Source organism: Streptomyces sp. NPDC048483, assembly GCF_040651455.1.
Lineage (GTDB): Bacteria > Actinomycetota > Actinomycetes > Streptomycetales > Streptomycetaceae > Streptomyces.
Genome location: NZ_JBEZJZ010000075.1, coordinates 14,901 through 40,902, shown reverse-complemented (window position 1 = coordinate 40,902; position 26,002 = coordinate 14,901). Strand labels below are relative to the sequence as shown.

Annotated in this window: 25 protein-coding genes and 1 riboswitch; of the genes, 16 read left to right on the top strand and 9 right to left on the bottom strand. The window is 70.1% G+C overall.

What is annotated here, in order from left to right:
* The first annotated feature begins 72 nt into the window (after positions 1-72).
* The 9 genes from tsf (at position 73) to AB0D04_RS29715 (ending at position 9,689) form a co-directional block, all read left to right on the top strand.
* Positions 73-909 (top strand): translation elongation factor Ts, encoded by an 837-nt coding sequence (gene tsf, locus AB0D04_RS29755; protein ID WP_362709446.1) that lies wholly within the window; start codon positions 73-75, stop codon positions 907-909.
* A 162-nt stretch (positions 910-1,071) separates the two neighbouring features.
* Positions 1,072-1,842, top strand: coding sequence for a UMP kinase (gene pyrH, locus AB0D04_RS29750; protein WP_362709438.1), 771 nt, complete (start codon positions 1,072-1,074; stop codon positions 1,840-1,842).
* 174 nt (positions 1,843-2,016) lie between these two features.
* Positions 2,017-2,574 carry a ribosome recycling factor gene (frr, locus tag AB0D04_RS29745; protein WP_362709436.1) on the top strand — a complete coding sequence of 186 codons (558 nt, stop codon included), beginning with the start codon at positions 2,017-2,019 and terminating at the stop codon, positions 2,572-2,574.
* A complete protein-coding gene (locus AB0D04_RS29740) occupies positions 2,574-3,722 on the top strand; it encodes a phosphatidate cytidylyltransferase (protein ID WP_362709433.1) in 1,149 nt (382 codons plus the stop codon). Before frr ends, AB0D04_RS29740 begins: the two co-directional genes overlap by 1 nt.
* A 186-nt stretch (positions 3,723-3,908) precedes the next feature.
* Positions 3,909-5,015: a 23S rRNA (adenine(2503)-C(2))-methyltransferase RlmN gene (gene rlmN / locus AB0D04_RS29735; RefSeq protein WP_362709430.1), complete on the top strand. Its 1,107-nt coding sequence runs from the start codon at positions 3,909-3,911 to the stop codon at positions 5,013-5,015.
* Between the two features lie 33 nt (positions 5,016-5,048).
* Positions 5,049-5,169, top strand: a riboswitch (TPP riboswitch).
* Between the two features lie 103 nt (positions 5,170-5,272).
* The gene (locus AB0D04_RS29730; protein WP_362709427.1) at positions 5,273-6,346 is read left to right on the top strand and encodes a thiamine ABC transporter substrate-binding protein; all 1,074 of its coding nucleotides are present in this window, start codon (positions 5,273-5,275) and stop codon (positions 6,344-6,346) included.
* A gap of 53 nt (positions 6,347-6,399) precedes the next feature.
* Positions 6,400-8,049: an iron ABC transporter permease gene (locus tag AB0D04_RS29725; RefSeq protein WP_362709443.1), complete on the top strand. Its 1,650-nt coding sequence runs from the start codon at positions 6,400-6,402 to the stop codon at positions 8,047-8,049.
* Positions 8,050-9,120 (top strand): ABC transporter ATP-binding protein, encoded by a 1,071-nt coding sequence (locus AB0D04_RS29720; protein WP_362709424.1) that lies wholly within the window; start codon positions 8,050-8,052, stop codon positions 9,118-9,120.
* A gap of 182 nt (positions 9,121-9,302) precedes the next feature.
* Positions 9,303-9,689 (top strand): cupin domain-containing protein, encoded by a 387-nt coding sequence (locus AB0D04_RS29715; RefSeq protein ID WP_362709421.1) that lies wholly within the window; start codon positions 9,303-9,305, stop codon positions 9,687-9,689.
* Positions 9,690-9,900: 211 nt separating this feature from the next.
* Here the strand turns inward: AB0D04_RS29715 and AB0D04_RS29710 are convergent, their stop codons facing one another.
* The 3 genes from AB0D04_RS29710 to AB0D04_RS29700 form a co-directional block, all read right to left on the bottom strand.
* Positions 9,901-10,935: a hypothetical protein gene (locus AB0D04_RS29710; protein ID WP_362709419.1), complete on the bottom strand. Its 1,035-nt coding sequence runs from the start codon at positions 10,933-10,935 to the stop codon at positions 9,901-9,903.
* Between the two features lie 161 nt (positions 10,936-11,096).
* The gene (locus tag AB0D04_RS29705) at positions 11,097-12,251 is read right to left on the bottom strand and encodes an LOG family protein (protein ID WP_362709417.1); all 1,155 of its coding nucleotides are present in this window, start codon (positions 12,249-12,251) and stop codon (positions 11,097-11,099) included.
* A 1-nt stretch (position 12,252) separates the two neighbouring features.
* The gene (locus AB0D04_RS29700; protein WP_362709415.1) at positions 12,253-12,660 is read right to left on the bottom strand and encodes a MarR family transcriptional regulator; all 408 of its coding nucleotides are present in this window, start codon (positions 12,658-12,660) and stop codon (positions 12,253-12,255) included.
* Between the two features lie 122 nt (positions 12,661-12,782).
* Here AB0D04_RS29700 and AB0D04_RS29695 point away from each other — a divergent pair, with 122 nt between their 5' ends.
* Positions 12,783-13,199 (top strand): RidA family protein, encoded by a 417-nt coding sequence (locus tag AB0D04_RS29695; RefSeq protein ID WP_362709412.1) that lies wholly within the window; start codon positions 12,783-12,785, stop codon positions 13,197-13,199.
* Between the two features lie 64 nt (positions 13,200-13,263).
* On the opposite strand, the gene AB0D04_RS29690 is transcribed toward AB0D04_RS29695, so the two are convergent.
* From AB0D04_RS29690 to AB0D04_RS29675, 4 genes are all read right to left on the bottom strand, one after another.
* A complete protein-coding gene (locus tag AB0D04_RS29690) occupies positions 13,264-14,439 on the bottom strand; it encodes a hypothetical protein (RefSeq protein WP_362709409.1) in 1,176 nt (391 codons plus the stop codon).
* Positions 14,421-15,161, bottom strand: a complete 741-nt coding sequence (locus AB0D04_RS29685; RefSeq protein WP_362709406.1) for an ATP-binding cassette domain-containing protein — start codon at positions 15,159-15,161, stop codon at positions 14,421-14,423. Before AB0D04_RS29685 ends, AB0D04_RS29690 begins: the two co-directional genes overlap by 19 nt.
* Positions 15,162-15,399: 238 nt before the next feature.
* A complete protein-coding gene (locus AB0D04_RS29680; protein ID WP_362709404.1) occupies positions 15,400-16,761 on the bottom strand; it encodes an aspartate aminotransferase family protein in 1,362 nt (453 codons plus the stop codon).
* A 2-nt stretch (positions 16,762-16,763) separates the two neighbouring features.
* Positions 16,764-17,237 (bottom strand): Lrp/AsnC family transcriptional regulator, encoded by a 474-nt coding sequence (locus AB0D04_RS29675; protein ID WP_052860613.1) that lies wholly within the window; start codon positions 17,235-17,237, stop codon positions 16,764-16,766.
* 178 nt (positions 17,238-17,415) lie between these two features.
* Between AB0D04_RS29675 and AB0D04_RS29670 the strand changes: the two genes are divergently transcribed.
* The 4 genes from AB0D04_RS29670 (at position 17,416) to AB0D04_RS29655 (ending at position 21,578) form a co-directional block, all read left to right on the top strand.
* Complete coding sequence (locus tag AB0D04_RS29670) at positions 17,416-18,870, top strand: gamma-aminobutyraldehyde dehydrogenase (RefSeq protein ID WP_362709401.1); 1,455 nt, start codon at positions 17,416-17,418, stop codon at positions 18,868-18,870.
* A 161-nt stretch (positions 18,871-19,031) separates the two neighbouring features.
* Positions 19,032-20,213: a spermidine/putrescine ABC transporter substrate-binding protein gene (locus AB0D04_RS29665; RefSeq protein WP_362709398.1), complete on the top strand. Its 1,182-nt coding sequence runs from the start codon at positions 19,032-19,034 to the stop codon at positions 20,211-20,213.
* Between the two features lie 86 nt (positions 20,214-20,299).
* Positions 20,300-20,971, top strand: a complete 672-nt coding sequence (locus tag AB0D04_RS29660) for an HXXEE domain-containing protein (protein ID WP_362709396.1) — start codon at positions 20,300-20,302, stop codon at positions 20,969-20,971.
* Positions 20,972-21,134: 163 nt separating this feature from the next.
* Positions 21,135-21,578, top strand: coding sequence for a hypothetical protein (locus AB0D04_RS29655; RefSeq protein ID WP_362709395.1), 444 nt, complete (start codon positions 21,135-21,137; stop codon positions 21,576-21,578).
* A gap of 170 nt (positions 21,579-21,748) precedes the next feature.
* Here AB0D04_RS29655 and AB0D04_RS29650 read toward each other — a convergent pair whose 3' ends face one another.
* The gene (locus AB0D04_RS29650; protein ID WP_362709393.1) at positions 21,749-22,771 is read right to left on the bottom strand and encodes an adenosine deaminase; all 1,023 of its coding nucleotides are present in this window, start codon (positions 22,769-22,771) and stop codon (positions 21,749-21,751) included.
* A 223-nt stretch (positions 22,772-22,994) separates the two neighbouring features.
* On the opposite strand from AB0D04_RS29650, the gene AB0D04_RS29645 reads away from it, so the two are divergent.
* Positions 22,995-23,399 (top strand): DUF4190 domain-containing protein, encoded by a 405-nt coding sequence (locus AB0D04_RS29645; RefSeq protein WP_362709390.1) that lies wholly within the window; start codon positions 22,995-22,997, stop codon positions 23,397-23,399.
* 133 nt (positions 23,400-23,532) lie between these two features.
* Here AB0D04_RS29645 and AB0D04_RS29640 read toward each other — a convergent pair whose 3' ends face one another.
* On the bottom strand, positions 23,533-24,144 hold the full coding sequence (locus AB0D04_RS29640) for an NADAR family protein (protein ID WP_362709387.1): 612 nt from the start codon (positions 24,142-24,144) through the stop codon (positions 23,533-23,535).
* Between the two features lie 201 nt (positions 24,145-24,345).
* Between AB0D04_RS29640 and AB0D04_RS29635 the strand changes: the two genes are divergently transcribed.
* The gene (locus tag AB0D04_RS29635) at positions 24,346-25,863 is read left to right on the top strand and encodes a gamma-aminobutyraldehyde dehydrogenase (protein WP_362709385.1); all 1,518 of its coding nucleotides are present in this window, start codon (positions 24,346-24,348) and stop codon (positions 25,861-25,863) included.
* Positions 25,864-26,002: the final 139 nt, after the last annotated feature.

Sequence of the window (26,002 nt, the reverse complement as noted above, 5' to 3'; positions counted from 1 at the left end):
CCACAAGCGCCGCCCCCGCCGTCCACCCGTAGATCTTTCGACTTCGAGATTTCGAGAAGAGATTCACAGACCATGGCGAACTACACCGCCGCTGACGTCAAGAAGCTCCGCGAGCTCACCGGCGCCGGCATGATGGACTGCAAGAAGGCCCTGGACGAGGCCGAGGGCAACGTCGACAAGGCCGTCGAGGCGCTGCGTATCAAGGGCCAGAAGGGCGTCGCCAAGCGCGAGGGCCGCTCCGCCGAGAACGGCGCCGTGGTCTCCCTGATCGCCGGCGACAACGCCTCCGGCGTCATCGTCGAGCTGAAGTGCGAGACGGACTTCGTCGCCAAGGGTGAGAAGTTCCAGGACGTCGCCAACACGATCGCCGAGCACGTCGCCAAGACCTCCCCGGCCGACCTCGAGGCCCTGCTCGCCTCCGAGATCGAGGCCGGCAAGACCGTCCAGGCGTTCGTCGACGAGGCCAACGCCACCCTGGGCGAGAAGATCGTCCTGGACCGCTTCGCGCAGTTCTCCGACGGCTATGTGTCGGCGTACATGCACCGCACCATGCCCGACCTGCCCCCGCAGATCGGTGTCCTTGTCGAGCTCGACAAGGAGAACGCCGAGGTCGCCAAGGGTGTCGCGCAGCACATCGCCGCGTTCGCCCCGAAGTACCTCTCCAAGGACGACGTCCCGGCCGAGGTCGTCGAGGCCGAGCGCCGCGTCGCCGAGGAGACCACCCGCGCCGAGGGCAAGCCCGAGGCCGCCCTGCCGAAGATCGTCGAGGGGCGCATCAACGGCTTCTTCAAGGACGCGACGCTGCTCGGTCAGCCGTACGCGCTCGACAACAAGAAGTCCGTCGAGAAGGTCCTCCAGGAGGCCGGTGTCACCCTGAAGCGCTTCTCGCGCATCAAGGTCGGCATCTGAGCCTGCCACGAAGGCAGCGAATGACCTGCGACCCCGCTAGGGTCGTACGCAGTCGGCCGCTCAACGGCCGGCCGCAGATGTGACGAGGAGGCCATTGCCGCACAGGGATCTGGACCAGACCCACGGCAATGGCCTTCTTCGTATGTGCACGAGGAGAGCTCAATGAATCACGGTGCCGACGGCGCGGACACAGACAAGGCCGACCACGGCGGCAGGCGACGGTTTTTGCTGAAGCTGTCCGGCGAGGCATTCGCAGGCGGCGGCGGACTGGGTGTCGACCCCGATGTGGTGCACGCCATGGCCCGCGAGATCGCCGCCGTGGTGCGCGACGGCTATGAGATCGCCATCGTGATCGGCGGCGGCAACTTCTTCCGCGGCGCCGAACTCCAGCAGCGCGGTATGGACCGGGCCCGCTCCGACTACATGGGCATGCTCGGCACGGTCATGAACTGTCTGGCCCTCCAGGACTTCCTGGAGAAGGAGGGCATCGACTCCCGCGTCCAGACCGCCATCACCATGGGCCAGGTCGCGGAGCCGTACATTCCACTGCGCGCGGTGCGCCATCTGGAGAAGGGCCGCGTCGTCATCTTCGGCGCCGGTATGGGCATGCCGTACTTCTCCACCGACACCACCGCCGCCCAGCGGGCCCTGGAGATCGACGCCGAGGCCATGCTGATGGGCAAGAACGGCGTGGACGGCGTCTACGACTCCGACCCCAAGAAGAACCCCGACGCGGTCAAGTTCGATGCGCTCGAATACGGCGAGGTCATCACCCGCGAGCTGAAGGTCGCCGATGCCACCGCCATCACCCTGTGCCGCGACAACAAGCTCCCGATCCTCGTCTTCGAGCTGCTCGCCGAGGGCAATATCGCGCGCGCGGTGAAGGGTGAGAAGATCGGCACGCTCGTCAGCGATCAGGGCACCCGGGCCTGACGGCCCCAACTGCCGAGACTCCGTACGGGCTTCACCCGTAGGGGCGGCAACTCCCGGCCGTGGGAAGACCTCGGTACGGGGATGGACAACAGCCTGCCGGTCGGACACCGTGCAGGAGAAGACGCGCGGCAGGGGCGAGGCTCTGCTTCTTACCGAAAAGACCAGGAGCAAGTGGTGATCGAAGAGATCCTCCTCGAGGCCGAGGAGAAGATGGAGAAGGCCGTCGTGGTCGCCAAGGAGGACTTCGCCGCGATCCGCACCGGTCGTGCGCACCCGGCGATGTTCAACAAGATCGTGGCGGACTACTACGGCGCCATGACCCCCATCAACCAGCTGGCGTCGTTCTCGGTTCCCGAGCCGCGGATGGCCGTGGTGACCCCGTTCGACAAGAGCGCGCTGCGCAACATCGAGCAGGCGATCCGCGACTCCGACCTCGGCGTCAACCCGAGCAACGACGGCAACATCATCCGAGTGACGTTCCCGGAGCTGACCGAGGAGCGCCGCAAGGAGTACATCAAGGTCGCCAAGGCCAAGGGCGAGGACGCGAAGATCTCGATCCGCAGCGTGCGCCGCAAGGCCAAGGAGACCCTCGACAAGCTCGTCAAGGACAAGGAGTCCGGCGAGGACGAGGTGCGCCGCGCCGAGAAGGAGCTCGACGACACCACCGCGAAGTACGTCGCGCAGGTGGACGAGCTGCTCAAGCACAAGGAATCCGAGCTCCTCGAGGTCTGATGAACGAGTCATCCTGGGGGACCCCGCCCGGCGCCGCTCACCGGTGGCCGCCCGACCAGGGAACGGCCCCCACGCTCCGTGGGGCGGCGCCCCCCGCCCCGGCGGGTCCCGTGCACGACGGGGGCAACCCGGCGCAGACTCGGCCCATGCCCATCGTGCCCGAGCCAGGCGGACACCAGGACGACCACTGGGATCACCGGGACGACCGGGGGGCTGCTCGGCTGAGCGGCCCCCTGTTCCGCGACGAAGAGCCGCAGGAGCCCATGCCCACTGCTTTCCCCGGTTCCCCCGAGCCCGGCGGCTCGCGGGGTCCAGAGAGGTCGAAGAAGAAGAGCGCGGGGCGCAATCTGCGTGCCGCGATAGGAGTCGGCGTCGGCCTCGGCGCGATCATCCTCGCGTCGCTCTTCGTCTACAAGCCCGTTTTCGTCGGCGTCATTGCGATCGCCGTCGTCGTGGGCCTGTGGGAACTGACCTCGCGGCTGTCGGAGCGCAAGGACATCCGGGTGCCGCTGGTGCCGCTCGCGGTCGGCGGCACCGCCATGGTGGTCGCCGGGTACGTACGGGGCGCCGAAGGCGCGTGGGTGGCGATGGCGCTCACCGCACTGGCCGTACTGGTCTGGCGGATGACCGAGGCGCCCGAGAACTATCTGCGGGACGTCACGGCCGGTGTCTTCGCGGCGTTCTACGTGCCGTTCCTGGCGACCTTCGTGGCCCTGATGCTCGCCGCCGAGGCCGACGGGCCGCAGCGGGTGCTGACCTTCTTGCTGCTGACGGTCGTCAGCGACACCGGGGCGTACGCGGTCGGCTGGCGCTTCGGCAAGCGCAAGCTGGCGCCGCGCATCAGCCCGGGAAAGACCCGCGAGGGCCTGCTCGGCGCGCTGCTGTTCTCGATGGTCGCCGGCGCGCTGTGCATGGAGTTCCTGATCAGGAACGGTGCCTGGTGGCAGGGCCTGCTGCTCGGCCTCGCGGTCGCGGCCAGTGCCACCCTCGGCGACCTGGGCGAATCCATGATCAAGCGCGATCTCGGCATCAAGGACATGGGCACCCTGCTGCCCGGCCACGGCGGCATCATGGACCGCCTCGACTCCCTGCTGCCGACCGCCCCGGTGGTGTGGCTGCTGTTCGTGGTCTTCGTGGGAGCAGGCTGAACCGGTATCGGTCCGCCGGGCCGCTCCGGGCGTTTCCCGCGCGCGGGGCGATACGGACTCCGCTCGCGTGATCCCCGTCCGGTTTCGTCGCGTTGTCCCTGCGTACGCGGGGGTTCCAGGGCTCTGAGGGGTCTGCCGCAGTGCGTGGCAGACCCCTCTTCGCGCGTCTGCGACACTGGAGGAACCATGCCTGCACCCGGAGAACTCACTTTCGTCGCGCCGCGCGGAGCCAAGAAGCCCCCGCGCCACCTTGCCGATCTCAGCCCTGTCGAGCGCCGTGAAGCGGTGGCCGCGATCGGCGAGAAGCCCTTTCGCGCCAAGCAGCTTTCGCAGCACTACTTCGCCCGCTACGCGCACGACCCGGCGCAGTGGACCGACATCCCGGCGGCGGCGCGCGAGAAGCTGGCGACGGAGCTGCTGCCGGACCTGATGAACGTCGTCCGGCACATCTCGTGCGACGACGACACCACCCGCAAGACCCTGTGGAAGCTGCACGACGGCACGCTCGTCGAGTCCGTCCTGATGCGCTATCCGGACCGGGTCACCATGTGCATCTCCTCGCAGGCCGGCTGCGGGATGAACTGCCCGTTCTGCGCCACCGGCCAGGCCGGGCTGGACCGTAATCTCTCCACCGCCGAGATCGTGCACCAGATCGTCGACGGGATGCGGGCACTGCGGGACGGCGAGGTTCCCGGCGGCCCGGCAAGGCTGTCCAACATCGTCTTCATGGGGATGGGCGAGCCGCTCGCCAACTACAAGCGCGTGGTCGGCGCCATCCGGCGGCTGACCGACCCGGAGCCGGACGGCCTGGGGCTGTCCCAGCGCGGCATCACCGTCTCCACGGTCGGCCTCGTCCCGGCGATGGTGCGGTTCGCGGACGAGGGCTTCAAATGCCGGCTCGCGGTGTCGCTGCATGCGCCGGACGACGAGCTGCGCGACACCCTCGTCCCCGTCAACACGCGCTGGAAGGTGCGCGAGGTGCTGGACGCGGCGTGGGAGTACGCCGAGAGGTCCGGCCGCCGCATCTCCATCGAGTACGCGCTGATCCGTGACATCAACGACCAGGCGTGGCGTGGTGACCTGCTGGGACGGCTGCTGAAGGGCAAGCGGGTCCATGTGAACCTCATCCCGCTGAATCCGACGCCCGGGTCGAAGTGGACCGCCTCGCGGCCCGAGGACGAGCGGGCGTTCGTGCGGGCCATCGAGGCGCACGGCGTGCCGGTGACCGTCCGGGACACCCGCGGCCAGGAGATCGACGGCGCCTGCGGGCAGCTCGCGGCCTCGGAACGCTGACCGCTCGCTGGTACTGTGTGATCGAACAAATGCACATTCCGACAGGGGAGCGCCACAGCGCTGAGAGTGCGGAAGCGTCGTAGAGCTACGGTGCCCGCAGACCCTTGAACCTCGCCCGGGTCATTCCGGGTAGGAAGTTCGGTCATCACTCATGCTGTTGCGCCCTGCCCGGGTCCGCTCGCCGCACGTCACCGACGTCGAAGACCGCGGACACCGGGCGGGGCCGCGTCTCTTCCTGGCCAGCCAGGAGGAAATCAGTGAGCATCACCAGCAGGATCACCGCGACAGCGCTCGCCGCCGCGGTCGGCATGACCGCTCTCGCTGCTTGCGGCAGCTCGGGCGGGGGCGACAGCGCCGACGCCAAGACCGTCACGCTGGTCAGTCATGATTCGTTCTTCGCCTCCAAGTCAGTACTTGCCGCCTTCGAGAAGGAGAGCGGTTACAAGATCAAGGTGCTCCCGGGCGGGGATGCCGGAAAGGCCGTCAACCAGGCGATTCTGTCCAAGGGCAACCCGCAGGGCGATGTGTTCTTCGGCATCGACAACACCCTGCTCTCGCGCGGCCTGAAGGCAGACCTCTTCAGCCCGTACAAGGCCAAGGGGCTGGACGGAGTGCCTGCCGGTCTGCAGCTCGACAAGGGCAGGCACCGTGTCACCCCGCTCGACTACGGCGACATCTGCGTCAATTACGACCGCGCCTACTTCGCCCAGCACAAGATCGCCCCGCCGAAGACCTTCGACGACCTGATCAAGCCCGCATACAAGGGGCTGCTCGTCACGGAGAATTCCGCGACCTCCTCTCCCGGACTCGCCTTCCAGCTCGGCACCATCGCCAAGTACGGCGAGACCGGCTGGCAGGGCTACTGGAAGAAGCTCAAGGCCAACGGCGTCGAGGTCGTCGACGGCTGGAACCAGGCCTACAACGAGCGGTTCTCGGGCTCCGCGGCCGGCAAGCGCAAGGGCGACAAGCCGCTGGTGGTCTCCTACGCCTCCAGTCCGATCGCCGAGGTCAAGAAGCCGGAGCCCCGCCAGGCGCCGACCGGCGTCGCGACCGGCACCTGCTTCCGCCAGATCGAATTCGGCGGTCTGCTCAAGGGCGCGAAGAACGAGAAGGGCGGCAAGGCGCTGCTGGACTTCCTGCTGAGCAAGAAGTTCCAGGAGGACATGCCGCTGCAGATGTACGTCAACCCGGCTCTCAAGGACGCCAAGGTGCCGGCGCTGTTCACCAAGTACGGCGCGACGATCGACAAGCCGGGGACGCTGGCCCCGGAGACGATCACCAAGAACCGCGAACAGTGGATCAAGCAGTGGTCCTCGCTCGTTCTGAAGTAACCCGCGCCCTGCGCACCAGGCCTTCGCGGCGGACGGCGGTGCGGCTCGGCCTGATGGCCCTGCCGCTCGCCTTCTTCGCGCTGTTCTTCGCGTATCCGGTCGTGGCGATCGTGGGGCGGGGCCTGAAGGACGGCGGGCGCTGGCAGCCCGGCCGGATCGGTGCGGTGCTGGGCGATCCCGACGTCCTGCATGTGCTGTGGTTCACCGTCTGGCAGGCGGCGGCCTCGACCGCACTGACGCTGCTGATCGCCCTGCCCGGCGCGTATGTCTTTGCGCGTTTCGACTTCCCCGGCAAACAGCTGCTGCGGGCGGTCGTGATGGTGCCGTTCGTGCTGCCGACCGTCGTGGTCGGCTCGGCATTCCTGGCGCTGGTCGGGCGGGGCGGGCTGCTGGACGACCTGTGGGGTGTCCGTCTGGACACGTCGGTGTGGGCGATTTTGCTGGCCCACGTCTTCTTCAACTACGCCGTGGTCGTACGGACCGTCGGCGGCCTCTGGGGACAGCTCGATCCGCGGCAGGAAGAGGCGGCGCGGGTGCTGGGCGCCGGACGGTTCGCCGCCTGGCGCAGGGTGACGCTGCCCGCGCTCGGTCCGGCCGTCGCCGCCGCCGCGCTGATGGTCTTCCTGTTCACCTTCACCTCCTTCGGAATCGTGCAGATTCTGGGCGGGCCGACCTTCTCGACCCTGGAGGTCGAGATCTACCGGCAGACCGCGGACTACCTCGACCTGCCGACGGCCGCCGTCCTCACCCTGCTCCAATTCGTGGCGGTGCTGGGAATCCTGGCGCTGCACGCCTGGACCGTGCGCCGGCGGGAATCCACCCTGCGGCTCGTGGACTCCTCCGCGACCGCCCGTCGGCCGCACGGCCGCGGCCAGTGGGCACTGCTGTGGGGCACGCTGGCCGTCATCGCCGTTCTGCTCGTCGTACCTCTTCTGGTGCTGGTGGAGAGGTCCTTCGCCGGTCCGGACGGCTACGGAGGGATCTTCTACACCTCGCTCGGCTCCGCAGCGTCCGCCGACAGCACCTTCGCCGTCGCGCCCCTCGACGCCTTGTGGAACTCCCTCTCCTACGGCGCCGCGGCGACGGTGATCGCGCTGGTGGTGGGCGGGCTGGCGGCAACCGCCCTGACCTTCGCCCCCGCCCGGCCTCGCCCGGGCGGCACGAGCCCCCGGGCCGGGCGGCTCGTCCGCGGCTTCGACGCCCTCTTGATGCTGCCGCTCGGGGTCTCCGCGGTGACCGTCGGCTTCGGCTTCCTGATCACTCTCGACAGGCCACCGCTGGATCTGCGCTCCTCGTGGTGGCTGGTGCCCCTCGCCCAGGCGCTGGTGGGTGTGCCGTTCGTGGTCCGGACGATGCTGCCCGTCCTGCGGGCCGTCGACGGAAGGCTGCGGGAGGCGGCCGCCATGCTGGGCGCCTCGCCATGGCGGGTGTGGCGCGAGGTGGATCTGCCGATGGTGCGGCGGGCCCTGCTGATCGCGGCCGGGTTCGCCTTCGCCGTATCCCTCGGTGAATTCGGTGCGACGGTCTTCATCGCGCGGCCGGACCATCCGACTCTGCCGGTGGCCGTGGCGCGGCTGCTGGGACGCGCCGGGGAGCTCAACTACGGGCAGGCGATGGCCCTGTCGACCGTCTTGATGGTGGTGTGCGCCGGCGCCCTGCTGGCCCTGGAGCGCATCCGTACCGACCAGTCCGGGGAGTTCTAGATGACGGCACAGGCCGGGAGCACGGCGCGGCAGTTGCTGCGGCTGGGCGGGGTGACCGTCCGCTTCGGCACGCCCGGCGGGCGGCCCGCGCTCGACGCGGTGGATCTGGAGGTCGCCGCGCAGGAAATCGTGTGTGTGCTGGGCCCGAGCGGCAGCGGCAAATCCACGCTCCTGCGAGTGGTGGCCGGGCTCCAACAGGCCGATGCGGGACGGGTGTTGCTGGAGGGCCGCAACCAGACGGGGGTGCCGACGCACCGGCGCGGCGTCGGGCTGATGTTCCAGGACCATCAGCTCTTCCCGCAGCGCGATGTGGCGGGCAATGTCGCCTTTGGGCTGCGGATGCGACGCGCCTCGCGCGCCGACCAGGAGCGTACGGTCACCGAACTGCTGGACCTCGTCGGGCTGCCGGGTGCGCAGCGGCGTGCCATCGCTTCGCTGTCCGGCGGCGAGCAGCAGCGCGTCGCCCTGGCCCGCGCGCTCGCCCCGCGGCCCCGGCTGCTGATGCTGGACGAGCCGCTCGGCCAGCTCGACCGCGGGCTGCGCGAGCGCCTGGTCGTCGAACTCCGTCGGCTCTTCCGGGAGTTGGGCACAACGGTGCTTGCCGTCACGCACGACCAGGGCGAGGCCTTCGCGCTGGCCGACCGGGTCGTGGTGATGCAGGACGGACGGATCGCCCAGACGGGCACCCCTCTGGAGGTCTGGCAGCGGCCCGCCACCGAGTTCGTCGCCCGCTTCCTTGGTTTCGACAATGTGGTCGAGGCGACGGTGCAGGGCGAGGTCGCCGTCACCCCGTGGGGCAAGGTGCCGGTCCCTGAAGGCACCGCGGACGGGCCGTGCCGTCTGCTCGTGCGCCCCGCGGGAGTGCGGCTGACATCTGCCCAGGAGGGCTTGCCCTGCACAGTCGCCGCGCGTACGTTCCGCGGAACCCATGTCGCGCTGCTGCTCCAGCCGGCCGCCGGGCCACAGGTGGAGGCGGCCTGCGCGCTGCAGAACGCTCCGGAGACCGGAGAAGGAGTGGGCATCGCCTTCGCCGCGCAGGACGTCGTGGTCCTGGACGCCGCGACGGGATGACCACGTGAGACATCGCTGCCGGCCCCGGCAGGCAGCGCGTCCTCCACGTACTCGGCCAGGCCGCGGGATTTGGGCCTCTGTGCGCGTGGACGAGAGTCGCCACACGGTGCATGGCAGGAAAGTACCGTGGAACGTCGATCCAGACACTGGGCGGGGCGCCGGCCGCCGACGAGGCGTGCCCCATGACGAGAGAGACACCACAGGCGCCACCGGCACCACAGGGAGCAGACACGACAGCGCAGACGAACGGGCAGCTGCCCGGCTACGTGTGGTCCGCCGTACGCGACGCGCCCACGCGCGAACTCTTCCCCGGCATCCGCCCGCGGCCGCTGTGGAGCGGTGAGAGCGGCGCGAAGGCGCAGGTGCTGGAGTTGGATCCGCACACGTGCTGGGAGGGCATCGACGTCCACGAACCGGGGCCGGAAGAGGTCTTCGTGGTCTCCGGCGTCTTCAACGACGGCGAACGCGACCATCCCGCGGGCGCGTTCCTCCATGCCCCCGCCGGCTCGTCGCACATCCCGCAGACGACGACGGGCTGCACGCTGTTCGTCTTCCACCCCGAGGGCTGAAACGCCGTCGGCGGTAACTGGCGCCGGGACGGGCGCTGATGGGGCGGCCGCGCGGCGGGGCAACCCCTTGCCGGGGACGCATCCGCGTGCGGTGGCCGAGCGGCCGATAGCCGTGCTCAGCGGCCCGGATGTCGCGCATGCGAGGGGAGAAGGGGCAGGCCCGGGTCGGTGAGGAGCGGGACCGGGACCGGGACCGTTCGTACCGTTCGTATCAGGAGCCGGCGCGGTTGTCGGCCAGGGGGTGAGTGGACTGCTCGGCGGGCCCGTCGCCGCCTCCGGGCGACGACGGTGGCAGGCCGTCGCCCGACGCGGAGCCGTGGTCGCCCGGCGTCCCGGCCGGCGCGTTCGTGCTGTCGGCCGTCGCGGGCATGGCCTCCGGTTCCGGCTCTCCGCACCAGGCCACCGCGACGGCCCCGGCCACGGCCACCATAAAGCCAAGGACCGCGACCCAGGCGAAGCCCGGGCGGGAGGAGTCCCCCAGCCACATCACCCCGAGGATGCCCGGCACCACGGTTTCGCCCACGACCAGAGCAGCCGTGGCGCCGTTCACCGAGCCGATCTGCAGGGCGACGGTGTGCAGATACATCCCGCCGATGCCCGCGACGAGGATCGCGTACAGAGCGGGGTCACCGAGGAGGGACGGCAGATGGAAGGGATCGACACCGTTCAGGACACGTACACCGACGCCGAGCGCGCCGAAGCCCAGGCCGGAGAGCAGGCCGGCGAGGATCGCGGCCCGCCCGCCCAGCAGGCGCACGATCAGGGTGCCGCCGCCGATGATCGCGACGGACGTGGCCAGCAGCCACCAGTGGCCGGCGATCGGTGTGTGGCCGCCGCCTTCCGGCCCGGCGGCCGTGGCGAGCAGCACCAGCGCCGAACAGACCACGGCGATGGAGATCCATTCCGGCCGGGTGAGCCGGATACCGAGGAGCTTGATGCTCAGCACGGCGGTGATCACGAGGTTGGCGCTGATCACCGTCTGGGAAAGGAACAGCGGCAGCAGCCGGGCGGCCAGCGCGCCGAGCCCGAACCCTATGAAGTCCAGCACCGTGCCGACCATGAATTCCCAGGTCACGGCGGCTTTGGCAGTGGAGGACAGGCTGGGGCCGCCGTGCTGGGTGACACCGGTGGTGGAGGCGGCTGCCGCCTCCCGGCGGGCGGATTTGCGCGAACCCACCGCCTGCAGGACCGAACCCGTGCCGTAGCAGGCCGATGCCGCTACGGCCGTCAGAAGGCCGATGATCACCAAGAGCTCCGTTCGCGCACTGCCTGCATTACCTGTTCATTACCTGGCTTGGCAGACGCGCATTTCCGTGCGGCAGTTGCCTCCGATGGGCAAACAGATTTCGGGACCGGCAGGGGACCAGGACGACGGGGCACTGACCGGCCCGGTCGGAGCCCCGCCGGTCAGGAATCCGCCTCGGCCGCGAGACGGGCCAGCGCGTCGGGGACCTCGTCCACCGAATCGACCAGCGCGATCCTGGCCGCCATGACACGGTCCGCCGCGAGAGCCTGGAGCAGTGGCCAGGCAGGGAGCTTCTGGGTCCAGTGCTCGCGGTTCACCAGCACCATCGGGGTCGGCTCGCCGCGCGATTCGTAGTAGTTGGGGGTCGCGTTGTCGAAGATTTCCTGCACCGTCCCGGCGGCGCCCGGAAGGAACACCACGCCCGCGTTGGAGCGCGCCAGCAGGCCGTCCTCGCGTACCGCGTTGACGAAGTACTTCGCGACATGGGAGGCGAAGGCGTTGGGCGGCTCGTGACCGTAGAACCAGGTGGGCATGCCGACAGAGGAATTGCCGCCGGGCCGGCTCCGGCGGACCTCGAACGCGACCCGCGCCCAGTCCGTGACGGAGGGGGTGAAGTGCGGTGCCTTGGCCAGGATCTCCAGCGCCGAGTCGAGCATGGTGTCCTCGAAGGGTGCGGCGTACGCCCCGAGGTTCGCCGCCTCCATCGCGCCGGGGCCGCCGCCGGTTGCGACGGTCATGCCGTCGCGGGCCAGCCGGCGGGCGAGCCGGGCGGCGCCCGCATAGGCCGCGGATCCGCGCTCCATGGCGTGGCCGCCCATGACGCCCACCACCCGCGCGCCGGCGAGATGTTCGTCCAGGGCGTCGGAGACGGCGTCGTCGTGGATGCTGCGCAGCATCGAGGCGAAGATGTCGCCGTCCGTCCTGGTCTCCTGGTACCAGTGGTAGGTGCGGGCGTCGGGGGTGGCTTCGTATCCGGCGTCGGCCAGCCCCTCGAAGAGCTCGTCCGGTCCGTACAGGCTGCCGCGGTAGGGATCGAACGGCAGGTCCGGTATGGGCGGGAAGACCAGGGCGCCGCCGGCCCGCACCTTGGCAGCGGCGTCGGGCTCCATGGCGCAGCCGAGGAACACGGACTCGGTGGTGTCGGTGCTGAGCAGCGCAAACGTACGGTCCGTCAGGTCGACCGACTGGATGCGGTGCCCGGCGAGACGGCCCGAGGCGACGGCGCGGTCGAATTCCGCGAGGGACTCGATCTCGTGGTCGCTGTCGTGGGCGCGGCGGGATGCTGGGGGCTCTGAATTCGGCTGCACGCCCGCCATGTTAGGTCCGCAGTACTTCCACCAGCGGCCCGAGGTGGCCGTCCTCGGCCGCCGCATCGAGTGCGGTACGCAGGGCGCCGTCGTATGTCGGGCGAGCCTTCTTCTGAATGTCGCGCCCCTCGTCCGTGATCACGCTGTAGACACCGCGCCGGTCTTTCGGGCACAGGTCCCGGCGGGTGAGCCCGGACGATTCGAGGCGGGAGGCCAGCCGGCTCACGGAACTCTGATTGAGGCCGATGAGGTCGGCGAGCTCCTGCATGCGCAGCTCGCCGTCCTCTGCCTCGGCGAGCCGGGCCAGCGCGCGGTACTCCGAGAGTCCGATGCTGTGGTGTTGCTGGAGTGCCTTGGCCAGCTCCTGCTCCACGCGCGTGTGCAGTGCGCCGAACCGGTCCCAGTGCTCCGCGTCCATCGTCTTCTGCTTTCCTCCGCCTTTTCCGCTGGGCTCTTGACATCAGCGTACATGCACCTGAAACTTATGTATGCGCATGCAAGAGATGTGTGTACATGGAACGGCGGGGGAGTGTTGTGTCGATGAGTGGTGTTGCAGAGGCCCATGGCGCGCGGGAGATCGAGCGGATCGCCACCACGCCGGACTGGTACGAGCCGTACCGGATCTCGCAGGCGATCAAGGCGGGTGGCCTGATCCACGTCTCGGGGCAGGCGGGAATCGATGAGTACGGGCGTACCGTCGCGGACGACTTCCTCATACAGGGGCGACAGGCGTTCGCGAACGTCGCACGGGTTCTTGCCGAGGCGGGTGCCTCGCTCGCCGATGTGGTGAAGGTGGGCATCTTCGTCACGGACATGGCCGCCGACCTGGAACACGTCATCACCTTGCGGGGCGAGTTCCTGTCCGAGCCCTATCCGGCCGACACGTTGCTGGAGGTGTCGTCGCTGGCCCGGCCGGACTGGCGAATAGAGGTGGAAGCCACCGCCCTGGCCCGCTGAGAGGGTGCGCCCCGGCTCGTGCCGCCGCCCGCCCTGTGGGGCGCGGCGGGAGTCACCCCGCTCCTCAGCGCAGCAGAGGAAGCGTGGCCATTTCCGCAACGGCGAAGGTCAGCGGGCCGATCACGATCACCAGGGACGTGGCGCGCAGAGCGGCGGCGTGGCGGAGAGCGGAGGCGGGCGCGCCGAGGCGGCGCAGGGCGGCCGTGGTGCGGGCGCGGGCCGAGCGGGATTCCAGTGCGGCGGTGAGCGCGCTGGCGGTGACGCAGGCGAGGACGACGGCCGCACCGATGGCGGTGAGCGGCCCGAAGGGACGGGAGGGAGTGGCTTCGTACACCTTGACCGCCGCGTAGGTGGCGGAGGCGACCGCGCACAGTACGCCGAGCGAGCGTCCGAGGCGGCGTGACTCCCCTTCGAGTACGCGCCCGGAGAGCAGCCGCAGCGCGCCGGGGCGTCCCGCGCACAGGACGCGGCCGCACAGGTGGACCAGACCGGGGCCGGCCAGGATGAGGCCGACGGTGGACAGTGCCCAGCCGCCCAGTACGCCCGGGGGGCTGCCGACCAGTCGGCCGGGGAGCGGCAGCTGCCCGGCGGAGGCGGCGGTACCGCGGCTGGCGTAGGCCTCGATCGCCAGGCCCGCTGCCGTAAGGGCCATGCCCCAGGGGAGGCCGGAGGGGTTGGCCGCCTTGGTGGGGGCCTCGGGGTCCGGGGAGATGTCGGCGCTGCGCGGGCGCAAGGACACGGCGGTCGCGGCGGCGGCGGTCAGCGGCACGACCGACAGCAGCATCAGGGCGCCGGCAAGCGGAACGGGGTGGCCTGTGCCCAGTAGGTCGGCGTCGATGCCGAGGGCGTCGACGGTGGCCGGGGCGCCGACGAGGTCGCCGCGCAGGCGGAGGAAGACGAGCAGGGAGAGGAGGACGCCGAGGAGACACGAGAGCGCGGTGGAGGCCGTGGCGAGCAGGGCCAGCCGGAGGGGGCCGAGGCCGGCGGCAGCCATGCCCCGGTGGAGTCGGGCGGCCGGGTCCGTACGGGCCACCGAGGCTGCGAGCTGAGCGGTGGCGGCGAGCGGGGCCGCACACCACAGCAGGCGTACCAGTGATTCGTCGGCCGTGGCGGGGTGCCCGGCGGCGTGGCCGACGGTGGAGAGCAGCAGGAAGCCGGTGCAGGACGCTGCGGCGGCGACGAAGAGGCGGCGCAGCAGAACGAGGGGGTGAGAGCCGCGGGCTAGACGGAGAGCGAGCACGCTGCCCTGCTTTCCGCGTCGGGGGAACCATTGGCCGAGGCCGAGGTGCCCGTGCGGCGGCCGTCGAGGAGGGCGATGGTCCGGTCGGCGAGCACGGCGACATCGGGGTCGTGGGTCGCCAGGACCACGGTGATCTGGTGCGAGCGGGCAGCGGCGGTGAGGGTGCGCAGCACCTGGGTGCCGTCGGCCTGGTGCAGCGGGGCGGTCGGCTCGTCGGCGAACAGGACCTGGGGTTCGGCGGCGAGGGCGCGGGCGATGGCGATGCGCTGCCGCTGGGACTGGTCGAGCCGGGCGGGGCGGCGGCGGGCGCACATGCCGACGTCGAGGCGGTCGAGCCACTCCATGGCGGTGTGCCTGGCGGAGCGGTTGCCGGTGCCGCGCAGCAGGAGCGGGAGGGCGGCGTTCTCCCAGGCGGTCAGTTCGGGGACGAGCTGGGGTTCGGTGTCGATCCAGCCGAACCGGTCCAGGCGCAGCCGTTCGCGGCTGGGGGAGGAGAGGGTGTGTACGGGGGCGCTGTTGAACCAGACCTCGCCCTCGGCCGGGGCGAGATGACCCGAGAGGCATTTGAGGAGCGTGGTCTTGCCGCTGCCGCGCGGGCCGGTGACGGCGAGGATCTCGCCCTCGCGGACGCCGAGGGAGACGCCGGTGAGAGCCGGGGTGCTGCCGTGCGTGTGGTGCAGGCCGCGGGCCCAGAGCACGTCGTTGTCAGGTGGGGCCACCATCTGCGCACCTCTTGCTTGTTCGCGTCCGTTCGTTCCCCCAACCGGGTGAACGACCTTGGAGGATATCGGTCACTGGCACGGTAAGTACTGGTGGCCCCCGGTATTCGGCGCTGGGCACGGACAACGGCCCAGATTCACTCGTATAGCTGAAAATGAGTGAATCTGAGCCGTTGGATTTTCAGTTGTGCGCTACTCATATCAACGCATCAGGAGGTGACGCGATGATCGAGCGGGGTGATCAGAGCTTGGTCCAGGCCTCGGTGAGGACGCCGCGCAGGATCTGCTCGATCTCGTCGAAGACCGCCTGGTCGGCGATCAGCGGCGGGGCGAGCTGGATGACCGGGTCGCCACGGTCGTCGGCGCGGCAGTAGAGGCCGGCGTCGTACAGCGCCTTGGAGAGGAAGCCGTACAGGACGCGCTCGGTCTCCTCGTCGGAGAAGGACTCCTTGGTGACCTTGTCCTTGACGAGCTCGATGCCGTAGAAGAAGCCGTTGCCGCGGACGTCGCCGACGATCGGCAGGTCGTGCAGCTTCTCCAGGGTGCTCTTGAAGGCGCCTTCGTTGTCGAGGACGTGCTTGTTGAGGCCCTCGCGCTCGAAGATGTCGAGGTTGGCGACACCGACGGCCGCGGAGACCGGGTGGCCACCGAAGGTGTAGCCGTGCAGGAAGGTGTTGTCGCCCTTGTAGAACGGCTCGGCCAGGCGGTCGGAGACGATGCAGGCGCCGATCGGGGAGTAACCCGAGGTCATGCCCTTGGCGCAGGTGATCATGTCCGGGATGTAGCCGAACTTGTCACAGGCGAACGTCGTGCCCAGGCGGCCGAAGGCGCAGATGGTCTCGTCGGAGACGAGCAGCACGTCGTACTGGTCACAGATCTCGCGGACCCGCTGGAAGTAGCCGGGCGGCGGCGGGAAGCAGCCACCGGCGTTCTGGACGGGCTCGAGGAAGACCGCGGCGACGGTCTCGGGGCCCTCGAAGAGGATCTGCTGCTCGATCTGGTCGGCGGCCCAGCGGCCGAAGGCCTCGGGGTCGTCGCCGTGGATCGGGGCGCGGTAGATGTTGGTGTTCGGCACCTTGTGCGCGCCGGGGACCAGCGGCTCGAAGGGGGCCTTCAGGGCCGGCAGACCGGTGATGGACAGGGCGCCCTGCGGGGTGCCGTGGTAGGCCACCGCGCGGGATATCACCTTGTGCTTCATCGGCTTGCCGGTGAGCTTGAAGTACTGCTTGGCCAGCTTCCAGGCGGTCTCGACGGCCTCGCCGCCACCGGTGGTGAAGAAGACCTTGTTGAGGTCGCCGGGGGCCTCGTTGGCCAGGCGCTCGGCGAGCTCGACGGCCTTGGGGTGGGCGTAGGACCAGATGGGGAAGAAGGCCAGTTCCTGCGCCTGCTTGTAGGCGGTCTCGGCGAGCTCGACCCGGCCGTGGCCGGCGTTGACCACAAAGAGGCCGGCGAGGCCGTCGATGTAGCGCTTGCCCTTGTCGTCGTAGATGTTGGTGCCTTCACCGCGCACGATCGTGGGCACGGGGGCATTCTCGTACGACGACATGCGGGTGAAGTGCATCCACAGGTGGTCGTATGCCGTCTTGGAGAGGTCGCGGCTCATTGCTATCTCGTTCCCCAGGTGTAGGTCTGCTTCCGGAGCTTGAGGTACACGAAGCTCTCGGTGGTCCGGACGCCGGGAAGCGTGCGGATCCGCTTGTTGATCATTTCCAGCAGGTGATCGTCGTCCTCGCAGACGATCTCGATGAGGAGATCGAAGGAGCCTGCAGTCATGACGACGTACTCGACTTCTTCCATGGTCGTCAGGGCGTCGGCCACGGGATCGAGGTCACCCTCGACGTTGATGCCGACCATTGCCTGTCGACGGAAACCGACCGTGAGGGGGTCGGTGACCGCGACGATCTGCATCACGCCTTGGTCGAGCAGTTTCTGTACGCGCTGGCGCACGGCCGCCTCGGACAGGCCTACGGCCTTGCCGATCGCGGCGTACGGACGGCGCCCGTCCTCCTGGAGCTGCTCGATGATCGCCAGGGAGACGGAGTCGATCGACGGAGTGCCGTTTCTGTCACGAGTGGCCACGTCCTTCACTGTGCACCAGCCTCGTCAGTCGCGCAACCCCAAACCGATGAAATCAGTTGTGGAGTGATCTAAATTTCACTGATTTCGTTGTTAGGGGGTGGCGGGTGTGTTGAAAACGTCGGTTCCATGGCTAGGGTGGTGTCAAACCACCGGACATCTGACTGAAGGGGGCGCCACAGTGAGCACCGCACTGCGTCGTCTGCGCAACTACATCGACGGGGAGTTCCGGGACGCAGCCGACGGCCGGACCACGGAGGTGGTCAACCCGGCGACGGGTGAGGCGTACGCCACCGCCCCTCTCTCGGGAGCCACCGACGTGGACGCGGCCATGGCCGCCGCCGAGGCAGCCTTCCCCGCCTGGCGTGACCTGATCCCGGCCGAGCGCCAGAAGGTACTGCTCAAGGTCGCCGACCGTTTCGAGGAGCGGGCGGAGGAGCTGATCGCCGCCGAGTCCGAGAACTGCGGCAAGCCGGTCGCCCTCGTACGCTCCGAGGAAATCCCGCCGATGGTGGACCAGATCCGCTTCTTCGCGGGCGCCGCCCGGATGCTCGAGGGCCGCTCGGCCGGCGAGTACATGGACGGCTTCACCTCCATCATCCGCCGCGAGCCGGTCGGCGTCTGCGCCCAGGTCGCGCCGTGGAACTACCCGATGATGATGGCCGTCTGGAAGTTCGCCCCGGCGCTTGCCGCGGGCAACACCGTCGTCATCAAGCCGTCCGACACCACCCCCGCCTCGACGGTGCTGATCGCCGACATCATCGGCAGCGTGCTGGACGAGATGGGCCACTCCCGCGGCGTCTTCAACGTCATCTGCGGCGACCGTGAGACCGGCCGTCTGATGGTCGAGCACCACGTCCCGGCGATGGCCTCCATCACCGGTTCGGTGCGCGCCGGCATGCAGGTCGCCGAGTCCGCCTCCAAGGACCTCAAGCGGGTCCACCTGGAGCTGGGCGGCAAGGCGCCGGTCGTCGTCTTCGAGGACACCGACATCGCCAAGGCCGTCGAGGACATCTCCGTCGCCGGATACTTCAACGCCGGCCAGGACTGTACGGCCGCGACCCGGGTGCTCGTCCAGGAGTCCATCCACGACGAGTTCGTCGCCGCGCTGGCCAAGGCCGCGTCGGAGACCAAGACCGGCGCCGTCGACGACGAGGACGTGCTCTTCGGCCCGCTGAACAACGCCAACCAGCTCAAGCAGGTCAAGGGCTTCATCGAGCGGCTGCCCGCGCACGCCAAGATCGAGGCGGGCGGCGAGCAGGTCGGCGAGAAGGGCTACTTCTTCGCCCCGACCGTCGTCTCCGGCCTCAAGCAGGACGACGAGATCGTCCAGCAGGAGGTCTTCGGCCCGGTCATCACCGTCCAGTCCTTCACCGACGAGAAGCAGGCGCTGCAGTGGGCCAACGACGTCGAGTACGCGCTCGCGTCCTCGGTGTGGACCAAGGACCATGCCCGCGCCATGCGGATGTCCAAGAGCCTCGACTTCGGCTGTGTGTGGATCAACACCCACATCCCGCTGGTCGCCGAGATGCCGCACGGCGGATTCAAGAAGTCCGGGTACGGCAAGGACCTTTCGGCCTACGGCTTCGACGACTACACCCGCATCAAGCACGTGATGACCTCGCTGGACGGCTGAGCCGCCCGGCCGGCCCGCCGACCGGGGCCTGACCGGCCCGGCCCGGGGGACCCCCACCGTCGAGCGGCACGGAACGCTCGACACACCGTCGCGGGCGGAGGCCCGGCAATGGACGCTCTGTCTCTTGCCGCCTCCGCCCGCGGCACGTGAGAGTGCTCGCCATGGCTGATCTTTCGCGGCGTGTGCTGCTCCGGGGTGTGGGCGGAATCGGTGTGACGGGGGCGCTGGCCGCCATGACCGGATGCGGGGTGCCGCCCGCGTACGTCAAGGCGGCGGACCGTGCGAGCCCCGACCGCTCCGCACAGGACCGCAGCGTGGTCTTCGCCAACTGGCCGCTGTACATCGACGTCGATGATCACGACAAACAGCGCCGGCCCACGCTGGACGCCTTCCGGCGCCGCACCGGGATCTCCGTCACGTACACCGAGGAGATCAACGACAACGACGAGTTCTTCGGGAAGATCAGCCCCGCGCTGATGAACCACCAGAGCACCGGCCGCGACCTGATCGTCATCAGCGACTGGATGTGCGCCCGGTTCGTCCGGCTGGGCTGGGTCCAGGAGATGGACCGCGCCGCCCAGCCGCAGGTCGCCCGGCACCTCGATCCGCTGCTGCGCACCCCGCACTTCGACCCGGGCCGCAAGCACTCCGTGCCCTGGCAGTCCGGGATCACCGGCATCGCCTACAACCGCAAGAAGCTCGGCCGGGAGATCCAGCACACCTCCGACCTGTGGAAGGACGATCTGCGCGGCCGGGTCACCCTGCTGTCCGGGCTCGACGAGGCGTTCGCCCTGCTGATGCAGGGGGACGGGGTCGACATCACCCGCTGGACCGCCGACGACTTCCACCGCATGATCGACCGGATACGCGGCCTCGTCGGCAAGGGCCACATCCGGCGCTTCACCGGCAACGACTACATCAAGGACCTCGACTCCGGCGATGTGCTCGCCGCGCAGGCCTACTCCGGCGATGTGATCCAGCTCCAGGCGGACAACCCGGACATCGAGTTCGTCGTCCCGCAGGAGGGCGCCGAGCTGTGGGCGGAGAGCCTGATGATCCCCAATCTCGCGGACCACAAGCGCAACGCCGAGCGGCTGATCGACTACTACTACCGGCCGGAGGTCGCCGCCGACCTCGCCGCCTGGGTCAACTATGTGTGCCCCGTCCCGGCCGCGCGCGACATCCTCGCCTCCTCCAAGGACAAGGAACGCGCCGCGCTCGCCGAGGACCCGCTGATCTTCCCCGACGACGGGATGCGCAAGCGGCTGGCCATCGCCCGCGACATCACCCCCAAGGAGCGGACGGAATTCGCCAAGGAGTGGAACGCGATCGTGGGGCTGTAGGGCCGGGGAGGGGCGCCGTCGGGGGTGTCGCCGGGTGCACATCTCTGCGTGATCATGCGTCAACTGCCGTGCCAGACTTGCCGTTCATGGCATTCATGACATTCAAGAGGTTCCTGCCCTCCAAGTCCTCGGCGTCCTCGGCGTCCTCGGCGTCCTCGGCCTCTTCGGTCTCCCCGGCGTCCGCGGCTGCCTCCGTGTCCCCTGCGAACGGGATATCGCCCGCCGTCACCCTCGGCCTGTTCGCCGCCTGGGCGCTGCACGACGCGGAGGAGGTGGCGTTCGGGCCGCGGTGGATCCGGGAGAACGTGCCGGTTCTGCGCAAGCGGTTCCCGCAGGTGCCGGAGCCGGTCTGGCGGTTCATGGAGAGCGTCGACGAGCGGGAGTTCCGGGCCGCGGTGGGGGCGATGGCAGTCATCGTGGCCGCCGCATCGGTGCGTGGACACCGTACGGGCGGCCGGTCCGCGTTCTTCCAGGGCGCCCTGAACGGCTTCGGGCTGCACGGTGTCATGCATCTCGCCCAGGCGGCGGCCGCCCACGGCTACACGCCGGGCTCCGCCACCTCGCCCGTCGTCGTCATCCCGTTCACCCTGTGGGCGCGCGGGCGCCTGCGGCGGGCCGGGCTGCTCGAGCCGATGTCCGTACGGGGAGTGGTGGGCGGTGTGGCCGTGGCGGGGGCGGCCACGGTGGTCTCGCACGCGGTGGCGCGCAAGGTGACCGGCCGCGGGCGGCGGAGCGGGCTGCACGGCGCCCGGGGCTGAGTGCCGCTCCGGGCGCGGTCGGCGGCGGACGCAGCCGTCCTCGTGCCATGCCCTGGTCAGGGGGCCGGCTGCGGCGATCGTATGCTCCGCGTATGAGTCGCATGGCAGGTCCCGGATGAGGGCCGCGGTCAGCCGCTGGGAGGCGGGGATCTGTCGGTCGCGGGTGCTTGAGGAACCCGACGGTGCGCGGCTGGAGGCGGCGCTGGCCGAACTGGACGGTGAGGTCTGCACAGAGCTTTCGGTCGAGCGGTGGGAGGAGGGCGGTGGCGCTCTGACGGTCAGCGGCGGGCCCGGGGTCTTTCTGGTGACCGGTGAACGCGACGACGGCACGCTGTTCCAGCTGTGCCGGGCGCGGGAGGCCGCCGCCGGTGACGGGCAGGGGCGGCGGGTGCGTCCGGAGGAGCTGCGCCCGAAGGAGCTGGGCGCGCGGTGCCTGGACGGTGACCTCAACGGCCCGCTGGAGGAGCCGATCTGGCTGGTGTGCGGCGGCCAGGGCGCGTACTTCCCCGCGGAGGAGCTGGTCGACGGCGTGGCCGCGCGGTGGGCGGTACGGGAGTTCGTCGCGGGCCTTCCCGGTGGGCTGGGGGCGCCCTGGCGGGTGGCGTGAGGGGCGGAAACCGGCGGTCGGCGTGCGCAGTTCACGCCATGCTCCGGCCGAGCGCCATGTTCCGGCCGCGCGCCCTCGTGGCGGGCGTACGGGCACGGCGGTGGCCGGTACGGCCCGCCGGGAACCCGTAAACCGCCCGCCCGTCCTCCCCGCCCTCCCCGTCCGAGCCGCTAGCCGCGCCAGGACTGCGTGTACGCGTCGATCTCCGCCGCCAGCCTCGCCTTGGCGGGGGCGTCCATGAAGGAGGCCGTGACGGCGTTCTTGGCGAGGGCCGCGAGACCGGGGGCGTCCAGCTCCAACAGGCGGGCGGCGACGCCGTATTCGGTGTTCAGGTCGGTGCCGAACATCGGCGGGTCGTCGCTGTTGACGGTGACCAGGACGCCCGCGTCGACCATCTCCTTGATCGGGTGCTCCTCCAGGGTGCGCACCGCGCGGGTGGCGATGTTGGAGGTCGGGCAGACCTCCAACGGGATGCGGTGCTCGGCGAGATGGGCCAGCAGCGCGGGGTCCTGGGTGGCGCTGGTGCCGTGGCCGATGCGCTCGGCGCGGAGGTCGTTGAGCGCGTCCCAGATGGTGCCGGGGCCCGTCGTCTCGCCGGCGTGCGGTACGGAGTGCAGGCCGGCCGCGATCGCGCGGTCGAAGTACGGCTTGAACTGCGGGCGCGGGACGCCGATTTCGGGGCCGCCGAGCCCGAACGAGACCAGGCCCTCGGGCTGCAGATCGCAGGCGATCCGGGCGGTCTCCTCCGCGGCCTCCAGACCGGCCTCGCCGGGAATGTCGAAGCACCAGCGCAGGACCACGCCCAGCTCGGACTCCGCGGACTTGCGGGCGTCCTCGATGGCCTCGACGAAGGCGGCGTCGGGGATGCCCCGGCTGGTCGAGCTGAAGGGGGTGACGGTCAGCTCGGCGTAGCGGATGTTCTGGCGCGCCATGTCGCGGGCGACCTCGTACGTCAGCAGCCGGACGTCCTCTCCGTCGCGGATCAGGTCCACGACGGAGAGGTAGACCTCGATGAAGTGCGCGAAATCGCGGAAGGTGAAGTAGTCGGCGAGCGCCTCGGGGTCGGTGGGGACGGCGGAGTCCGGGTGCCGGGCGGCCAGTGCGGAGACGATCCGCGGCGAGGCCGAGCCGACGTGGTGGACGTGCAGCTCCGCCTTGGGCAGGCCCGCGATGAAGGCATCGAGATCGGACAACGGATCCTCCTGGTCGTGTGGTGGGGCGGGGGTGCGGGACGGCCCGGTCACGGCCCGGTCACGGCCTGTTCATCGTAGGCGCGGCCCAAGAGGCGGCCGGGTGCGGGTCCTAACATGGCCGACAGACACAGGTCAGGGGAGCGCGATGAGTGACGGGCGGCGGCCGGGCAGTGGTGACGCCGGGCGGGGGCCGTGTGCGGCACGGGGCCCGTACGACGTCCCCGTGCCCCCACCCGCCCCCAATTCCGCCAACCGCCCCCACTACCTCACCCACCCCGCCTACGCTCCCCACCCCGGGCACCCCGGCCACGGGGCACAGCCCGGCCACCCGCCCCGCCCCGCTCCCAGGTCCCCGCTGGCCCACCCCGTCTGGGTTCCCGCACGCCCCGGCAACGGCTTCGGCACCGCGGCCCTCGTCGTCGGCATCGTGGGTGTGCTGCTCGCGGTCGGCATCGTCCCCGGCATCCTCCTCGGCGTCCTGGCGATCGTCTTCGGAGCCGTCGGGCGGTCCCGCCGGGCCAGGGGCCGGGCGAGCAACGGCGGGACGGCGCTGGCCGGGATGGTGCTGGGCGGAGTGGCGCTGACGATCAGCGCCCTGATGGTCGCCCTCGTGGCGATCGGACGCTGACACGGGAGAGCACGGACAGAGGAGACCCGGGTACCGGACACACCCGGCCACCGGACACCCGGCACCACGGCCACCGGCTGCCGCCCCCGCCCGGCAGCGCAGCCGGCCACCCCGTGCCGGGCCCGCCGCCCTGCTAGCCCTCCTCCCCCAACCGCTGCCGCGCCTCCATCAGCGCGAACCCCAGGAGATTCAGCCCCCGCCACCGCGCCGGATCCGCGGCCCGCTCGTCGTCCGAGGCCAGCCCGATGCCCCAGACCCGGTCCATCGGGCTGGCCTCGACCAGTACCCGCGCATGCGTACCGAGCAGAAACGCGCGCAGCGCGGCGTCCTGGCCGAATTTGTGCAGGTTGCCCTCGACCACCAGGTCGAAGCGGTGCCGCTGCCAGACCGCTTCGTCGAAGCCGCGGACCTTGCGGCCGGCGTCCTTGGCCTGCTTGGGGTGGCTCGCGGATATCGCGTGCCGCTCCGCCTCCGCGTCGGCGAACAGGCGGGCCTTGCCGGCCATCATCCAGTGCTCCGCGGTGGCGTAGGTGACGCCGTCGACCGTGAAGGGGGAGGGCCACCACTGACTGAAGCAGCTCGCGCCGATGCTGCCGTCGCGCTGTGGCCGGTGCCCCCAGAAATAGACGTATTTGACACGCTTCCCCCGGGCGGTCACCGCGGTGAGTTCCTCGACCGAGCGCGGCCCGTCCGCCGCGCGCCGGGCCGTGCTCTGTGTGTCGGTCCCCGCGTTGTTGTGCATCATGCCGGGATTCTGTCAGCGGGCACCGACAACGTGTCGGGGACTCAGCCGTGAAAATCGCAGAATTCGTTGCGTAACCAAAAGGCAACAACGGAATCCCTTGTTGAGGGTCATTCATTCTGTCAAGATCGGCCATCGATTCCGGAAATGGCTACGCCGAGCGAGGCCGCTGAGCGGCCTTGGCGTACGGCGGAGGAGAGCACCATGGATCACCGTTTCGATGTCACCGAGCGATTCGCCGAGGGCGCACAATTCATCGCGGGGAGTCTCCGCAGCGGCACATCGGGCCGCACCCAGGCGGTGGTGGACCCGGCGACCGGCGAGCAGGTGTACTCCTACGAACTCGCAGGTACGGCGGATGTCGACGCCGCCGTCGAGGCCGCCGCGCGGGCCTTCCCCGAGTGGGGCGGCGCCACCCCGGGTGAGCGTTCCGACGCCCTGCACGGCTTCGCCGCCGCGCTCGCCGAGGACGCCGCCGATCTCGCCTTCGCAGAATCCCTGAACTGCGGAAAGCCGATCAAGCTCAGCAATGAGTTCGACGTGCCCGGTTCGATCGACAACGCCGCGTTCTTCGCCGGTGCCGCACGCCATCTGGAGGGCAAGGCGGCCGGTGAATACAGCGCCGACCACACCTCCGTCATCCGCCGGGAACCCATCGGGGTCGTCGGTTCCATCGCACCCTGGAACTATCCGCTCCAGATGGCCGCCTGGAAGGTGCTGCCGGCCGTCGCCGCGGGCAACACGATCGTCCTGAAGCCCGCCGAGATCACCCCGCTCACCTCGCTGCTGTTCGCGCAGGCCGCGCAGCGGGCGGGGCTGCCCGACGGCGTGATCAACATCGTCTCCGGCGCGGGCCGGGACGCCGGCGAGCACCTGGTGGGCCACCCGGCCGTCGCCATGACCTCCTTCACCGGCTCGACCGGCGTCGGCAAGCGCGTCGCCGAGATCGCCACCGGGACGGTCAAGCGCCTCCACCTCGAGCTGGGCGGCAAGGCCCCGTTCGTGGTCTTCGACGACGCGGATCTGGAGGCCGCCGTCCACGGGGCCGTGGCCGGATCGCTGATCAACACCGGCCAGGACTGCACCGCCGCCACCCGCGCCTACGTCCAGCGTCCCCTCTACGACGCGTTCGTCAGCGGCGTCGCCGACCTGATGGCGACCGTACGGCTGGGCGACCCCTTCGACCCGTCCACCGACCTCGGCCCGCTGATCTCGCACACCCAGCGCGACCGGGTGGCCGGCTTCGTCGACCGGGCGCGCGGTTACGCCACCGTGGTCACCGGCGGCGAGGTCCCCGGCGGTGAGCTGGCCAGGGGCGCGTACTACCGGCCCACCCTGATCGTCGGTGCCACGCAGGACAGCGAGATCGTGCAGTCCGAGATCTTCGGCCCGGTGCTGGTCGTACTGCCCTTCGACAGCGACGACGAGGGCATCGCGCTGGCCAACGACACCCCCTACGGGCTGGCGGCGTCCGCCTGGAGCCGGGACGTCTACCGCACCGGCCGCGCCACCCGCGAGATCAACGCCGGCTGTGTCTGGGTCAACGACCACATCCCGATCATCAGCGAGATGCCGCACGGCGGCGCCAAGGCGTCCGGCTTCGGCAAGGACATGTCGGCCTACTCCTTCGAGGAGTACACCCAGGTCAAGCACGTCATGTACGACAACACCGCGGTCGCCAGGAAGGACTGGCACCGCACGGTCTTCGGGGACCGCCCGTAACGGATGCCCCCGCCGCGCCCCGTACGGACGCCCCGCCGGCCCCGTACGGGACACCCACCGGGTCTGCCCCCAACAGGCCCCATGAGCATCGCCCCCCCGCGACACCGTCACCACCGGCCGAGCGCCGGGCACAACCCTG